Raw genomic sequence first — 14,345 nt, forward strand, 5'->3', positions numbered from 1 at the left:
GGTGCAAGGCTTCTGATGGCAACGAAAACACGCGGTGACGCGCCTAAGGCAGGATGGCGCCAATTTCTGACACCAGGATGGATTCTCACCGTACTGCTGGTGATTGCATTTTCTTATACTGCAATCACCGTGTTATCCCCTTGGCAGCTCAACAAGGACGATGCCATCGTCGCCCAAAACGAGCACGTGGACAGAGCATTCAAGGAAGACCCTCAAGATTTTGACCACGTATTTAACGCGGATGGTTCCATCAAGGAGGATCAGGAATGGATGCGCGTTGAGATCTCAGGCCACTTCCTTGCCGACAAAGAAGTGCTCCTCCGTATGCGCCCAGTTGATTCCACCCCCGCGTATCAATCCTTAACCCCGTTCCAAATCGATGGTGGCCCTATCATGCTGGTCAACCGAGGTTATGTTCCCACTACCGCCGGGGACAAGCCCAATATCCCTGCCGCTACCAGTGAGCAGATCACCATCACGGCCAATGCGAGGGTCAATGAAGCAATTCCATCGACGGCTCCCCTTAATGAGGATGGCTACGACCAAGTGTATGGAATCAACACCGAGCAAATCTCTGAACTCACCGGCCTTGATCTCGGTAAAGACTACATGCAGCTGACCTCCAGCAGTCCTGGCGTGCTTACTCCGATGCCCGTGCCAAAGCAAGACCGGGGCAACCACCTCTCCTACGGTTTCCAGTGGATCGCCTTCGGTATTATGGCTCCACTTGGCCTGGCGTATATGGCCTATTCCGAGGTTCGGGAACGACGGCGCGCACGCGCTGAAGCAGACGAAATGGATTCTGTGGAACAGCTCACTGAGGAGTCGGCTAAAAGCGTGGCTACCCCTGAGCCAAGCGAAGAAGATGAGCAAACTCTTCGTGAGAAGCAGCTCATGCGCTCGCGGTATGGGGATTCACATCCCAACCGCTATGCACGCAAGCGCCGATAAACAAAGTTACAGGCAATGGCGGTCAAAGCCATGCTGGCCTGGGTTCTTCTGCTCAGGCGAACCGCCTTCGGGATGGTGGAAGCGTCCGGTGCCGGTCCCCGGCCAAGAACCGGGCGCATTTCTATTCCATAGGAGTAGTGAGTCTTTCCGCCTAGTTGGACGCCGAGTGCTGCCGCAGCAGTTGCCTCCACCGGACCGGCGTTTGGACTTGGGTGTGCTGGGGCGTCCTCACGCCAGGCTCGAACTGCCTTTCCCCAATTCTCTCCAGAGGCGCAAACATGCATAATCGCTGTCAGACGAGCTGGCGCCCAAGCAAGCAGATCATCGAGCTTCGCCGCCGCCCACCCGAATTCTAGATATTTTTCGGACTTGTAGCCCACCATGGCGTCGAGCGTATTCACGGCCCTGTGCAGCACCACAGCAGGAGCCCCGAAGATCGCGTAGAAGATGGGTGCACTTGCTGCATCAGAGGTATTTTCGGCAAGGGACTCAACCGTGGCACGTGCGATTCCAGCGTCATCCAAAAGGCTTGGATCTCTGCTGCACAGCCACGGCACTAATTCACGGGCCCCGACCAAATCCCCGCTTTCCAGCCTTGCATGCATTCGCACACCGGTTTTTTCAAGCGTTGTACCGCCCAATAAGGTGGCGAGGGCTAACGCTAGGCTCGTTTGTGGGAATCGGCGGGAGGCAATGGCGCCAAACGCAACCGGTGGTGCTACGCACGCAACGACATATGCAACACCGGCCAACTTTGTTGGACGATACATATGTGATTCAACCAAGCTGGCGTACCTACCGAAGACCGCAACAGGGTGCCATTTTCCACCGGGGTCGCCGAGCATGCGATCAAGGACCAGCCCACAGGGAAGACCCCAGTGCAGGGTTGAGTTGCCGATTTTAGATAAATCCACGTCTCAACTATAGCCAGACGCAAAAAATAGTGGCCCTCCACGTTCTTCGTGGAGGGCCACTTTCGAAAAAAGATCGTAATAGTTACTCAGCCATGGCCGGGTAAACCCGTTCACCCAGAAGCTCCATGAATCGGTTAGACCCTTGGGTAAAAACTCCCCAGTTATGAGCGCCGGAGCTAGCATACTCAAATGTAGAAGGAATTCCTGCGGTATTCAGTGCTGCTTCAAGTCGATGAGCGCAGGATCCCGTTGCCCATTCGATGACTGCACCATTGAGGATGCGCGCGCCCCACTCCTTTGTCGACTCAGGAGCATAGTTCGGATCCAAATCCTGCACGCCCAACAATCCGCCAGCATTGAAGTTGTAGATCAGCTTTGTTCCTTCAAGAGCGCGAGCATTCACCAGCGAGTCGTTATAGCGATTGAATTCCCCGTTTGCCGGACCATACAGCTCCTCCACGGTTCCCAAGTCTCGCAGCACCGCCTGTTGCAAATTGCGTGTAAGGAATGACGATGATTCACCGCACCCCGAGATCCCACCAACGGCGTCATACAGACCAGGATTATGTTCGGCGAGGATGAAAACCGAGCCTCCGGACATCGACATTCCGACAATTGATCGTTGTCCGTTTGCCCCAATCGCAGTGTCTAGTGGATCAGGCAACTCCTTGGTCAGGAAAGTCTCCCACTGCTGTTTCCCCGATTCGACGTTAGAGTCGTCATACCAGTCCAGGTAATTCGAATTGGCGCCTTGTGCCGGCATCAGGAGATTAACGTTTATCTCGCGCGCACGATCAATCAGATCTGTGCCGATGAGGTAGCTACCATAGACGCCTCCCCCTAGACCGTCCAGCGCATAGACAACTGGCCTAGGGCTGGACTGATCTGGTGCCGGCACCCACACCAATGGGATGTCTCGCTCCATGGCTGTTGAGTAAGCGGAAATGTACTGAGCACCAGCGGCTTGAAGCTCTGCGTTGTTCTTGAACCACGTGGGATCTGGAATCTTGCCATTGAGATCGATGGTTGCTGGGGTGATCGTCTGCGGAGCACGTGGATCCTCATAGGGACCTTGGTTATCCAAATTGAAAATTGTGGAGCTCAGCGGACCTCGAAGGAAGACCATCCCGAGTTGGTTGACAATCTTCCAGAAAAAATCCGCAACAGTCCAGAACAATCCCCCCTCGGAAGAATTGGGGATGACGAATCCATCGTTTGCATCGATGGAACTACCTTCAGTCGATGCCTCCGGTGTAGCCGAAGCAACTTCGGATTCCGCGGCGTCATTTGTTGCGGTTGCCTCCGGCGTCGCAGTTTGAGTGGCCGTTGCAGGAGCAATCGGTGAAGCTTCTTGAGCTGACACCGCGAACCCACTTGACAGCGACAACACGCACGCTACGGCAACAACGGTGGATTTGAGGCCTCGGCGCCCATGCACAGGAGTCCTCCTCATTTAGCGTTCTTCTTTCTAGCCTAATGCCGAGGTCCAATTTCACGTCCATGCGTAAAACTCATGCCACCGCTTCAAGCGGTGCCGAGTGATGACTTTTGGATCCAGATATCCGTTTTAATCCGCGTGCGCTAAGCCTACAACTCACTCATGCACTTACACCGCAAGAAATGGCTCTTTACTTTCCTCCAACCCCCAAAAACCGCACTACAGCCCACGACATGGAAAGCCACGACCAACAGCCTCGAAGGCGGTATTAACGCGCAGCTAAAACTCCTGGCGCGCATACACCGAGGCAGGGGCGGGGAACGCCAACGAAGAATGATCGAATGGTGGCTGCACTCAAAAACGCAACTGCCTGACGATCCACTAGAAATCGCCAGGCAGCAACGCTTCGGCCAAGACGCACTCGCCAAAGTCACAGTCTTGACCCAACCAAACGAGAACCAAGCAAACCAGGAAACAGGCCGACCAGCTCTCTACGACAACGCTATCCCAACCGACTACCAACACAACATCGGCATACAAAAGGGCACCATCAGATAAACGCAAAAGTGTCCGGCCGACGACACACCGACCGGACACACATTTTGCTACTTAAGCCACTTAGAGTCCCCTCAGGGCGCCTTCCAGAAACACCAAAAAGGTCAAGGCTACTTCCCGTAGCACTTGACCCTTTTTCCGTGCGTCCTGAGGGGCTCGAACCCCCGACCTGCTGGGTGTAAATTAGCCTGTCCAGGCGTTTTTGAACGTTGGATAGGTTGATAACCGTTAATTAGTACAGGTCACGAGGTTGTTTACGTTGATAGTGTTTGCAGAAAATATTGCTTGTGTGTACTGCGTGTGTACTGCCCTGGATAAAAAGAGTCGGCACATGAATCACTTGAACCAATATTCCAAATTGGAAGCTGGAAACCAAAGTTGGCGCCGGTGACTGTTAGCACACCTAGGTTCAACCCACCACACCACGTAGGCACCCCCTGGTGGCCTCTAGGAACGCCTCAATGCCTCCCGCTGGCACAATCACCCACCCATGGGGAGAGAGAGAAGTTGACGGGCGCCAAGCAGGGAGGGGTCATTTACCCAACCCACTTAAGATTTTTAGGGGTACCTAAGGTGGGTGGTGTGGTGGGGAATCTTCATTATGATTGCACACAATTAGACGTTGTGTTGTGTCATAAAACACGTGTGACCTCCCGCTATGTGGCGAGAGGTCAACTTGTGTGGTGGGTTATCTTACCCAGCCTCGAACTTCTGGGTCGCCTTCTACTTCGTTCTCGAAGTTCGGGTCATATTCATAGCCAATCTCAAACCTGGGTATTTCCTGCGCCCGGTTGAGTGCTACGAGGGTGCGCTGCTTGTCCAAAAGGTAGCTCTGAATCCATTTTTCACGCAATCCTGGGGTGGCGCGTGAAAGTCGGATTGCTTGGTCGACTACCTGTTCTGCTTCCAGGCGGCGGGTCTGCTTTTTGGCACGTAACCCGATTTCGAGTGGTTCTTGCATGTGCTCCCACACGTCCTGGTCGACTACGACGTCGCCGGGGGTAGAGATCGCGCTGGAGAGTTGGGTTGCCCTGTTGGGGGCGGGGGACTTGAGGGTTACCGCATTTGTCATTTGCTCCCACACGTAGGCGTCGATGTGGGTGGCGCCTAAGGCCAGGGCGTTGGCCACTTCCCCTTCTTGGTCGGCGCTGGCAGGGTCGAGCAGTTCGGTAATCTTCGCCACGAGTTCGTCGGTAGTGGCTGTTTCAGCGTCCAGGCCGGTGATGGCACATAGGGTGTCCCACTGGTCGGGGCTTAGGGTGTAGCCGTCTTGTGTTGGGGTGTCGGTGGTTGGTTGGTCGATGGGGGTGGCGGCCATGTGGACGACTTCGCGCCCGTTGCGCCTGTTGAGTAGACCCATGGTGTTTCTCCTATCAGTATGTGAGGGATACGAGGGCGTCGTCGCCTGCGTCGGCGTTGTTGGCGGCGTAGCCAACGATCGCGGCCTGGTCGACTGCTTTCGTTGCTTTACCTGCTGTACCTACGGCGATGGGGTCACCTGCTACCAGTTGGGTTTCTGCTGTCACTGTGACGATACGACCGGCGCCCCTGGCTACACCTACCAGTGTGTTTGCGTCGGCGTCGTACTTGGCTACCCCTGCGGTTGGCTTACCGGCACCGGCGACACCTACGGTGATCAGGTCACGGGTCATTGCCCCGGCGTAGGCGAGAAACGTTTTACCGGTGACAGCGGTGGCGGCCACGGCGGTAAGGTCGGTTCCTGGGTTGAAGCGGTCGAGCATTTGGTTTGTGTACATGTGAGGTTCCCCTTATTCTGCGATTCCGGAAATCTTGGCGATGGCGGCGGGCATGGTGACACCGATCACGGGCATGGCGTAGCCCTGCACCCACGTCTGTCGGTGATGTTCGTCACGCCAGGTGGTGATGGTCAGTGGCTCCTCGTACCGCACGAAACCGGCTTTACCTGGGTCAACGAGGTAGGCGGCGGTGGTGTCAACATGGTTGGAGGTCAACAGTTCCAGGCCTAGGTCGGTGAGCATAGGGGCAAGGTCAGCGCCGTAGATCATGCGAAGGGTTGCCTTCGTGAGCGGGTTAACAATCGCCTTCGAGTAGGTAATGCCTAGGTCTTTGACCCCTGCTAGTGCGATGGCGTCGGCGAGGGCGGTCATGGGGCGCTGGGCTGGTGGGGTCACTGCAACGGGGTCGGCGAGGACTACCTCGTTCCAGGGCAAGGTGGCCACTACCTGGACGGCGTGGGTTTCGGCGGCCTCGATGGTTGCCATTGCCAGCCGGTTGAGTTTGCGGGTGATCGTGTTCGCCAAAGTTTGAACGTCGTTGTCGAAATCAACGGCCTGGTTGCGGCGGCGTGCCTCGTCCGAAACGGCGAACTTGCCACCGTAATCTTCGACTTTTGCCAGCTTGGCCTCGGGCTTTTCACGGTAGACGATCGCGTATTCGTCGCCGGGTTGCCGCTGCGCCACATCGTTTTTGGTGTAAAAGTTCTTTTCGGTGATTTCCGAGTAGATCACGGCGCCACCCTCAACTGGTTGCGCGTCGCTTGCGAAAACCGCGTCGATCAGCAAGTTCTTTGAGGCGACTTCGGCGACGCGCTCTTCGATGGTGGTTGGATTGTTCAGCGCCTGCTCAACGGAGATAACACCCTTATTGAGGTCGGCGGCTCCAGGGTAAAAGCCCATGGTTTACTCCTCTCCTTCGTTGGTGGTTGTGGTTTCATGTTCGGCCTGGGCGGTGATGTAGCCCAGTGTCCAGGCGGCGAGGAATGCTAGATTCTCGTAGGCGGGGACGTGGCCGTTAATGCCAGGCACCTTAGCTAGGGTGTGGGCGACTGGGCTGTCGCCGGGGTTGAGCTTCCGGTCAATGGGGAGTTGGCTCATGGTTTCCATGAAGCCGTGTTCAATGATTTGTGTCACAGTTTTAGCTCCTTTCCAGGAGGTCTTGGAGGGATTGAAGGTCGGTGACCGCTGGCCACGTTTCGCCAAGCAGGGCTAGGCCGGTGAGTGCACACCGGTAGGTGCGCCCCTGGTCACGAAGTCCGAAGTGAAGTTCAACACTTCGCTGGGGGTAGGCGGTGGCAATGTGGTCAGCCAGCCACCCCGGTAGGTTCTCGAGGTCACCTACGAGGGATTGACCCCGGTTAGCTAGGCGAAGGTTGGTGACCTGCCCAAGGTTGGGTGACCCGTCGAACTCACTGCTGGGGTTGAATCTGGGGTCTTGGTGCCCCAGTTTGATGGTTGGTGGTGGTAGGTGTTTTGAGGCGGCGACGATTGCTGCGAGGTCGGCGGTGGTGTAGCGGCGTCTGCCACCTACCGCACCTTGCCACACACCAGTGGTGAGCAGTTCGACGCCCTCAATGACGTTGCGATCAGTGGCGATAGTCGCGGAAGGTTTCGACATCGTCGCGGTTGAACCACCACTTGCCTTGCTGTTTCCAGCCGGGGAGGCGTTGTCTGCCCGCGAGGGTGCGGACGTTTCGAGTGGAACAACCCAGAATCTTTGCTGCGCTGGTGGCGTCGATCTGCTCATATTCAAGATTGTCTTCTTCGGCCTGGGGTGGGGGTTCCGGATTTCCGCAAATGGAAACAATTTCTCCGGCGAGCTTCATAATTCCAGGGTTGACCCGTTGCCCACGCCTTCGGCAAAAGTCCGCAAGGGCGAAGACTGTTTTGGCCAGGCGCCGGGCGTCGGCATAGGTCAAGGTCACGCCATGGCCCGGTAGGTGTGTGACGTTCACGCACCGCCTCCTTCTATCTGGTCGGCGATCTGGTTAATGAAGGCAATGGCGCGTCCTAGCTGCATTTCAATCCTGGTGCCATCGTCGAGGTGAAGAACAAGACGGCGGCCGGTGCTAGTGCCTGTCTGCACTTCTGTTGCGATGTGGGTTGTTACCCATTTCCGGTAGGGGGTGCATATGCGTGCGCGGATAAGTTGACTCATGGCGAAGGCTCCTTAAGGGCGGAAATATTTTTCGTTTCGGTAGATCAGTGCCCCGTCTTCAACGAGGGCGGCAAGAATGGTGCGTACCGTGTCCTGGTCGGCTGTTTTTGTGGGCACGCAACCGAGTAGCACTCTCTCGCTAAGCCCAACTTCGGTGCTGGTTGAGTCAACGAGGGCGTGCTTGATTTCTTCTTCCCGTGGGTGCGGAATGGGGGATACGGTGGGGGTAGTTGTGTCGCAAGTACTGTTCCCATAGTTGTCAAGTGGCGTAACTGTAGCGGGGGTAGTTTTCTTGCCGTGATCGCTCTTGAAAGATTCCAAAGGTGCCAAAGATTCCCGTTCGTGAATGTAGGAATCTTTGGAATCTTTGCTGGAATCTTTAAAAGTTGACCTAGTTTCGATACTCCATACCCAACCGGCACCACTACCCCCGGACTTTTTGGTTTCAACCCCAATTTTCTTGCGAGCTTTCTTTACTGCATTGTCAGTAAGCCCAGCGGATCGGGTCACTTTAAGGACATCAGAGACTGGAGCACTACCACCTTGGGAGGCCAGATAGTCGATAACAACAGCCTCAATTTCGCCCCGCTCACCTTGCCCGTCGCCGTCACCCTGCCGGTCGAGAAATTCGGTTGCCACCTCGTCGGTGAAATCTCCCCACACGAGCGCCCCCACGTCAGTGAGATCACCGTCATCAAGTTGCACGGGGCGTGATTCGATATGTGCACGCCTGGAGACAATGCCCGTTGCGAGATTCGCCTTCGTGTTGCTCACGATCAGGTGGCCGTCATCGTCAACGGCGGCGGATATCACGCTACGGGCGATCTGTGACCATGCGATCGACCCCAACAGTAGGCGTCCAGTGTCTTTGCCTTCGGCCTTACCGAAGTGAGCCAGCCCCAGCACAGTGATTTTGTGCTTGTCGGCGGCGGCTGCCAGTGGCTCCAGGAACTGTCGAACGTGGTCATCTTTGTAGCCGTCCAACTTGGAGTCCATGGCGGACTTTGCAGCGTCGAGTACAACAAATTCCACACCTTTTGCTGCTAGCGCCTCGAACAGTAAGGTGGTGTCTTGTGGTAGTTTCAGGTGCCCTTCGGTACCTTCGGCTGTTTCCACATCAATGAAAAACACCCTGTTGAGGTCGGCGCCTGCGGCCTGGAGGCGTGGTTTCACCGTGAAACTACGTGAGTCCTCGGTATTCAGGTAGGCGGCGTTCATGCCCCGGCGGGTAAATTCTGCTACCCACGAACACGCAATTGTTGACTTTCCGATACCTTCACGCCCTGCGAGCAGGGTAAGCATGTTTCGGGGTATCCACTGGTCGACCAACCAGTCGACTTTCTCCGTTTTCACGGAACAAGCTGGGGTTAGCACGATGGAACGGCGCCCCACACTGGGCTCAACCTCTACGAGTTCATCGAGGCCATACCCGGCGGCGACATGATCAGAAAGATCATTGCCCACTTTCGCGGCCATGACCGAGATCGACGCGGGCGGCATGTCCATTGCCTGGAGGTGGTTTTTCACCTTCGCGGCGCGAGTCATGCCCGGCTTGTCTTTGTCCTGGACGATAACCACGTCACGGCCTGCAAGCGGTGACCAATCGGCCTTACTAGGTGGCGTGCTGGCGCCCTGTGCCTGCGACACAGCGGGAACACCTAACACGTTGACGGCGGTGATGGCGTCCTTCTCACCCTCAACCAAGAGCACAGGGGTGTTAGGCCAGCGGTTGAGCGTTTCCTGGCCGTATAGGGCGGTGCCCTTCTTGTTGCCAGCCTGGGTGAAGGATTTCGCCCCTTCCTTCGTGAAGAACCTGGTGACACTTCGGCCATCGGGATATGTGTAGGTGGTGCGTGGTTGATCGTAGAGATCGGCGAACGTTAGCCCGAGTGCGTCGAGGACGTCGCCGGTATCGGCGTTGAAACTGTGAACGAGAACGGAGTCACCGGTGTAGGTTGCGGTGGTTCCTCGGTCTTCGGCGGAATGGTTGGGTGTTTGGAAACTAGCCCGCTTCCCCCGCTCCAGTTCCTTCCAGGCCAATCCGTGATTTTCTACTGCCTGCCGTAGTCGTTCGTATGAATTTAGACCGTTGCTTGGCAACTCCTTTACCCAGCCTTCCTTTGGTGTGCGACGTTTGACTATTCAGTTGTGCACTATTTAGTTGTTCCCGTTTCCGGTTGTGCGCGCCCTGGACTCGAACCAGGGTGTAGGCCGTTCGCGCTGCTGCTTCCCCTACCGGGGAGGCGTCATGTTACTGCTCTTCTTCGGCGCGCAGATAGTCGGTGATATCGGTCTTCACAAGCTGCTTCCACGCGGCGTCTGTGACATCGGACGCGAGACCGTGGACGTCGATATCCTCTTCGTCGAACCAGTCGGTGAAGACTTTGCGGATTGCAGATTCCAACGACTCACTCAAGGTGTAGCCATTGCGGTTGACTGCCCGCGCAAGATCGGGGATTGTGGTTGCACTGTAGATTCGATCGCTCATGATCAATGTCCTTTCAAAAGGTGGGAGATGGTTTTTGGGGGTTACTGGTCGAGGGCATGTTTTTCGACGATCGCCCAGAACTCTTCCGGTGTAAGCCCCCTGCGAAGACGATAGCCGTAGGTGATTCCCGCACCAACGGTTTCGAGTACTTCGTCGGCAATCGCCTCAACATCAAAGGCGTCCTCGTTTGGGGCGATGGTGCCGATGATCTCAACTTCGATTGCTTCACGGCGATTACTGTGGACGGCGTTCATGCCGCTACCTCCTCCTCGTTGGCACCTAGGTGCTCAATGGCGTAGGCCAGCAGAACCTGGTCGGCCTCTTCGAGTAGCCGGGTCACTTCGATGGCGTTCATGCTTGGCCACCTCGTTCGCGTGCCCACACGGCGCGCTCCTTCTCAATCCGGGACACGAGTAGGCGGGTGCCCTCCTCGAAGGACATGTTGTTGACCAGGCCGGCTACATCGTCGAGGTACCGGGCGAGGTCACCGTCCAGGGAATCAGCGCCGGCTACTTGGCCTCGAGAAATTACGCGGGCAAGTTCGTCGAACAGTTCAGCCTCAACGTCGGTGCTGTCGTCATCACTCCAGGTGGTGAGTCCGTGGCGGGCGAGTTCGGCCTGGTCAATGGCGACCATGGCGTCGACCAGGCGGCTGTAGTCGCGCCCATCACGCTTAGCGGCGATCAACTGGGTTTTCAGATCGAGGGCGCCGTAGACCTGCCCCATGGTGACTTCGCGGGCGATACGGTCTTTCGTGTCCTCCCACTCACGCTCTTCCTGCATGCGGCGTTGCTTTTCTTCCTCACGCATGCGGCGGGTGCGTTCAATCTCGCGGCAATCCTCGCAGATGGTGACGGTGATCTGACCAGCGGCGGCGCGGGCGACATCCTCGTCCGAAAGGGCGAACACTCGAGATCGGCGAGGCATTCGACTTCCGTCTTTCATGACGAACGATTCACCGGTGCTGTTTCGGTGGTCAATGAGGTGTAGACTTACTGGTTGCATGACATTCTCCTTTTTCTGGGTGGTGTTTCCCTCGTTGGACGTTGCCGCGTCCACGGGGGTTTTCTTCGTTCCTGGCATGGTGGTGCCCCTTCAAGGTCGGATGGTTTTGTGTGTGACCTGGCACATCATGAGTGCTTCCTCGATGTAATCGTCCACGTCGGCGCGCTCTAGCGAAATGCCGTCACTGTCCAGGTACTGGAGGACGCGGACGGCCTCGTATGCGTCCGAGAACACAATGATGGGCGTACCGAGCACGGACAGTGCAACCCAATCCTCTTCGACCACTCCGAGATAGTCGAACCCGGTGGTCACGACTGCGTTACTTAGCGTGAAAACATCCTTAGTTCGTTCAAGTGTTGCCACGGTTACGCTCCTATGCTGCATGTGAAGTGACGTCGGGGTTGAGGTAGTCGATCATGCGGCGTTGCCTCCCCCGCGTGCCGTTGATTCATACTGTTGTTCGATCCAAGCTTCCACATCTTCCTGCTTGTAGCGCACCGCCCGAGAACCAAGTTTGAAACTCTTTGGCCCCTGGTTGATGGATCGGTAGTAACGAAGGGTTGCGGCGGGAATTCCCGTCAACTCCTCTACTTGCTTCGTATCAAGAAACATCTCGTCCTCCAGATATTCCAGAATCGCACTTTGCGATTCCGTCATAACTGAAGATAGTCCACACAACCAATACAGTCAACCCATTAGCGCATAATTCGCTTTAGGAATGTTATTTATGCTGGTTGCGGTGATTATTCCAAAGTGGAATAGTGATTGCCATGGGAGATAATGACGCAATTCAACGTCACGTAGCTAACGTGATTAAGACTTGGCGAACCAAACGGGGCATGAGCCAAGCCGAACTTGCAGAAAAGCTAGAACTTCACCAATCAGCTATCGCAAAAATTGAGAATCTAGACCGAAAAGTAGATTTCACGACAGTCGTGAGAATTTCCGAAATCCTCAAAATACCCTGGGCGGAATTCAAAGCCGAAGTCCCGACTGAACCCGAAAGACTTAAGGACGCAACCTCTGGATACCTCACTAAAGTGAATCTTCTTTTCGGCGCCCTTGAGAACCTAGACAATGCGCGGGCGGATCTAGAGAACGCTACAAAGAACCTACGGCACCGCATAAACAAGGCAAACGAGCTAGGGGAATTCCCTGAAGAACCGGAAATGAAAGAAGTTCTCGACGGACTCAATAAATGTGAAGAAAATCTCAAGATATTGGCGCACGTCAAGAGCTTCCTTACGGCAATCTCATACGCAATTGATCCAGTTAGCCACCTAAGCCACGTTCTCGAAGGCACTCCTTACCCGTATCAACCAATAGAGACAATGGACCCCACCCCTCCTGATTTCGGGGAATTCGACCCCCACGAGCAAGAGCAACTTCTAAGGGAGTTTTTCAATGACCCAGCGCCGCAACCCTGGCAATTGTGAAGTAGAAGATCTTTGGTACAAGAAGGATAAGACTCCTTCCTCGAGGCACGGCGTAGGCAAGCGCTGGAGGGTGCGGTGGGTGGACTACGACGGACACCAGAAAACCAGATCATTCGACCGACAACAGGACGCAAAATCCTACAAAAAGCAAATCATCACCTCCATTACCACAGGTGACTACATCGACCGTAACAAAAGCCAAACAACCGTCTCAGAGGTCTATAAACGCTGGGAGCCGACACAGGTTCACGTAAAGGCCAAAACACGATATGACCGTCTATCACCTTGGAACATAGACGTAGAACCACGCTGGGGTGAGCGTGAAGTCGGTTCAATCCAAAAAAGCGAGGTTTCCGAATGGATTGGTGAGCTTCACGCCGCCGGGAAAAGCCCCTCAAAAATCGCACAAGTACTCGAAGTGCTCCGTCTGGTACTAGGTTTCGCGGTCGACGATGGTCTGATTAAGGCAAATCCGGCGCGGGGCGTGAAGACACCACGCAAAACAGAGCAGAGAAAGTTCTATCTGACCGTTCCACAGGTCGAGACAATAGCGAAGGGCTGTGGTGACCACGCCACCATGATTCGGGTGCTTGCCTACACCGGCCTACGATGGGGTGAATGTGCTGCACTCCGAGTAGAAGACGTAGACCTTGAGAAACGCCACCTATGGGTGCGCCACAATGATTCGCGTCCAGGTGGCAAACTCGTAGAAACCACGCCGAAGTCCCACGAACAACGATGGGTACCCTACCCCGATTTCATTCACAATGAACTAAAAGTGTCCTGTCTAGGGACTTTTTGGACGGGGAGTCCAGTTAGTTTTTGGACGGGGAGTCCATGGGGTTTGTGGACGTGATGTCTAACAGCTTTTTGGACGTGATTCGGGTTGGAATATTCAAATGGCTATTCCAACCCATATTCGTAAGAAGATCGCGGATTTCGATCCCGTCCGTGACGGTAAGACCATCACCAAGTTCTGCAAAGAAATCGGCGTGTCCCGGCAGACGTACAACAACATCAAACATCGCATCGCTGAACGCGGCCGGGCAGGAATTATCCCGGATTCCACAGCACCGAAGAATCCTGCCCGAAAGTTCGATGTCGAGCTACGCCAACTCGTCGTCCAGGCCCGCCAGGTACTGAAAGAAACTGGCCGCGACTATGGGCCGTGGTCGATCTACTACTACTTGCTGGATGACCTGCGGATGGAGAATCCTCCGCAGCGCTCGACGATTGCTTTGTGGCTTCACGAAGCCGGTGTTGTTGACGGGAATGCCCGCAAGCGCCCCAGAAGCTCATACAAACGGTTTGCCCGCGCAAAGGTCAACGAGTTGTGGCAGATTGATGGCTTCGTCTACCGCTTATTCGACACTGCGCATACCCAGATCACGATCTACCAGCTCATCGATGACGCCAGTCGTTTCGACCTCGGATCGCAAGCATTCAGCAGGCCTGAAAACGGTGTCGATGCACGCGCCACCTTGGCTGCAGCAATGGATTCTTATGGCTGTCCTCAGGAGGTGCTGTCCGATAACGGTGAGGCCTTCGCCACCTATCACCGGGGCCGACTATCGGACACCGAACGATGGCTAGTGTCAGATGCGGGTTTTTGGTACCGGTGTTCCGGAGACCCGGTACTGCCG

Annotated in this window: 18 protein-coding genes and 2 pseudogenes; 5 read left to right on the forward strand and 15 right to left on the reverse strand. The window is 55.6% G+C overall.

Annotated features, from left to right (window positions below; translation table 11 throughout):
* The first annotated feature begins 15 nt into the window (after positions 1-15).
* A complete protein-coding gene (locus PAB09_RS09255) occupies positions 16-951 on the forward strand; it encodes an SURF1 family cytochrome oxidase biogenesis protein (protein WP_271033391.1) in 936 nt (311 codons plus the stop codon).
* Here the strand turns inward: PAB09_RS09255 and cbiB are convergent.
* Positions 930-1,835, reverse strand: coding sequence for an adenosylcobinamide-phosphate synthase CbiB (gene cbiB / locus PAB09_RS09260; RefSeq protein ID WP_271035361.1), 906 nt, complete (start codon positions 1,833-1,835; stop codon positions 930-932). The two genes, PAB09_RS09255 and cbiB, sit on opposite strands and share 22 nt — an antisense overlap.
* Positions 1,836-1,947: 112 nt before the next feature.
* Entirely contained in the window at positions 1,948-3,228 is a 1,281-nt protein-coding gene (locus tag PAB09_RS09265; RefSeq protein WP_271033392.1) for an alpha/beta hydrolase, read from the reverse strand.
* A gap of 222 nt (positions 3,229-3,450) precedes the next feature.
* Between PAB09_RS09265 and PAB09_RS09270 the strand changes: the two are divergent.
* A pseudogene (locus PAB09_RS09270) lies at positions 3,451-3,861 on the forward strand (IS1249 family transposase); the annotation flags it as partial.
* A 685-nt stretch (positions 3,862-4,546) separates the two neighbouring features.
* Here the strand turns inward: PAB09_RS09270 and PAB09_RS09275 are convergent.
* The 13 genes from PAB09_RS09275 to PAB09_RS09335 form a co-directional block, all read right to left on the reverse strand.
* The gene (locus PAB09_RS09275) at positions 4,547-5,218 is read right to left on the reverse strand and encodes a hypothetical protein (RefSeq protein WP_271033393.1); all 672 of its coding nucleotides are present in this window, start codon (positions 5,216-5,218) and stop codon (positions 4,547-4,549) included.
* A 13-nt stretch (positions 5,219-5,231) separates the two neighbouring features.
* The gene (locus tag PAB09_RS09280) at positions 5,232-5,615 is read right to left on the reverse strand and encodes a DUF2190 domain-containing protein (RefSeq protein WP_271033394.1); all 384 of its coding nucleotides are present in this window, start codon (positions 5,613-5,615) and stop codon (positions 5,232-5,234) included.
* A 12-nt stretch (positions 5,616-5,627) separates the two neighbouring features.
* Positions 5,628-6,515: a major capsid protein gene (locus PAB09_RS09285; RefSeq protein ID WP_271033395.1), complete on the reverse strand. Its 888-nt coding sequence runs from the start codon at positions 6,513-6,515 to the stop codon at positions 5,628-5,630.
* A 3-nt stretch (positions 6,516-6,518) separates the two neighbouring features.
* Complete coding sequence (locus PAB09_RS09290) at positions 6,519-6,749, reverse strand: hypothetical protein (RefSeq protein ID WP_271033396.1); 231 nt, start codon at positions 6,747-6,749, stop codon at positions 6,519-6,521.
* A gap of 4 nt (positions 6,750-6,753) precedes the next feature.
* Positions 6,754-7,233, reverse strand: coding sequence for a hypothetical protein (locus PAB09_RS09295; protein ID WP_271033397.1), 480 nt, complete (start codon positions 7,231-7,233; stop codon positions 6,754-6,756).
* Complete coding sequence (locus PAB09_RS09300) at positions 7,202-7,570, reverse strand: helix-turn-helix domain-containing protein (protein WP_271033398.1); 369 nt, start codon at positions 7,568-7,570, stop codon at positions 7,202-7,204. The genes PAB09_RS09295 and PAB09_RS09300 overlap by 32 nt, the downstream gene beginning before the upstream one ends.
* The gene (locus PAB09_RS09305) at positions 7,567-7,773 is read right to left on the reverse strand and encodes a hypothetical protein (protein WP_271033399.1); all 207 of its coding nucleotides are present in this window, start codon (positions 7,771-7,773) and stop codon (positions 7,567-7,569) included. The genes PAB09_RS09300 and PAB09_RS09305 overlap by 4 nt, the downstream gene beginning before the upstream one ends.
* A 12-nt stretch (positions 7,774-7,785) precedes the next feature.
* The gene (locus tag PAB09_RS09310) at positions 7,786-9,813 is read right to left on the reverse strand and encodes an AAA family ATPase (protein ID WP_271033400.1); all 2,028 of its coding nucleotides are present in this window, start codon (positions 9,811-9,813) and stop codon (positions 7,786-7,788) included.
* A 211-nt stretch (positions 9,814-10,024) separates the two neighbouring features.
* Positions 10,025-10,261 carry a hypothetical protein gene (locus tag PAB09_RS09315; protein ID WP_271033401.1) on the reverse strand — a complete coding sequence of 79 codons (237 nt, stop codon included), beginning with the start codon at positions 10,259-10,261 and terminating at the stop codon, positions 10,025-10,027.
* A gap of 41 nt (positions 10,262-10,302) precedes the next feature.
* Positions 10,303-10,515 (reverse strand): hypothetical protein, encoded by a 213-nt coding sequence (locus PAB09_RS09320; protein WP_271033402.1) that lies wholly within the window; start codon positions 10,513-10,515, stop codon positions 10,303-10,305.
* 97 nt (positions 10,516-10,612) lie between these two features.
* Positions 10,613-11,344 (reverse strand): hypothetical protein, encoded by a 732-nt coding sequence (locus PAB09_RS09325; protein WP_271033403.1) that lies wholly within the window; start codon positions 11,342-11,344, stop codon positions 10,613-10,615.
* Between the two features lie 12 nt (positions 11,345-11,356).
* Entirely contained in the window at positions 11,357-11,629 is a 273-nt protein-coding gene (locus PAB09_RS09330) for a hypothetical protein (protein ID WP_271033404.1), read from the reverse strand.
* A gap of 51 nt (positions 11,630-11,680) precedes the next feature.
* Positions 11,681-11,923, reverse strand: coding sequence for a helix-turn-helix transcriptional regulator (locus PAB09_RS09335; RefSeq protein WP_271033405.1), 243 nt, complete (start codon positions 11,921-11,923; stop codon positions 11,681-11,683).
* Positions 11,924-12,105: 182 nt separating this feature from the next.
* Between PAB09_RS09335 and PAB09_RS09340 the strand changes: the two genes are divergently transcribed.
* From PAB09_RS09340 to PAB09_RS09350, 3 genes and pseudogenes are all read left to right on the forward strand, one after another.
* A complete protein-coding gene (locus PAB09_RS09340; protein WP_271033406.1) occupies positions 12,106-12,702 on the forward strand; it encodes a helix-turn-helix domain-containing protein in 597 nt (198 codons plus the stop codon).
* Positions 12,671-13,558, forward strand: a complete 888-nt coding sequence (locus PAB09_RS09345) for a tyrosine-type recombinase/integrase (protein WP_271033407.1) — start codon at positions 12,671-12,673, stop codon at positions 13,556-13,558. The genes PAB09_RS09340 and PAB09_RS09345 overlap by 32 nt, the downstream gene beginning before the upstream one ends.
* A gap of 43 nt (positions 13,559-13,601) precedes the next feature.
* Positions 13,602-14,300 (forward strand): annotated as a pseudogene (locus PAB09_RS09350) (DDE-type integrase/transposase/recombinase); the annotation flags it as partial.
* Between the last annotated feature and the right edge of the window lie 45 nt (positions 14,301-14,345).

The sequence above is a fragment of the Corynebacterium sp. SCR221107 genome, from assembly GCF_027886475.1.
Lineage (GTDB): Bacteria > Actinomycetota > Actinomycetes > Mycobacteriales > Mycobacteriaceae > Corynebacterium.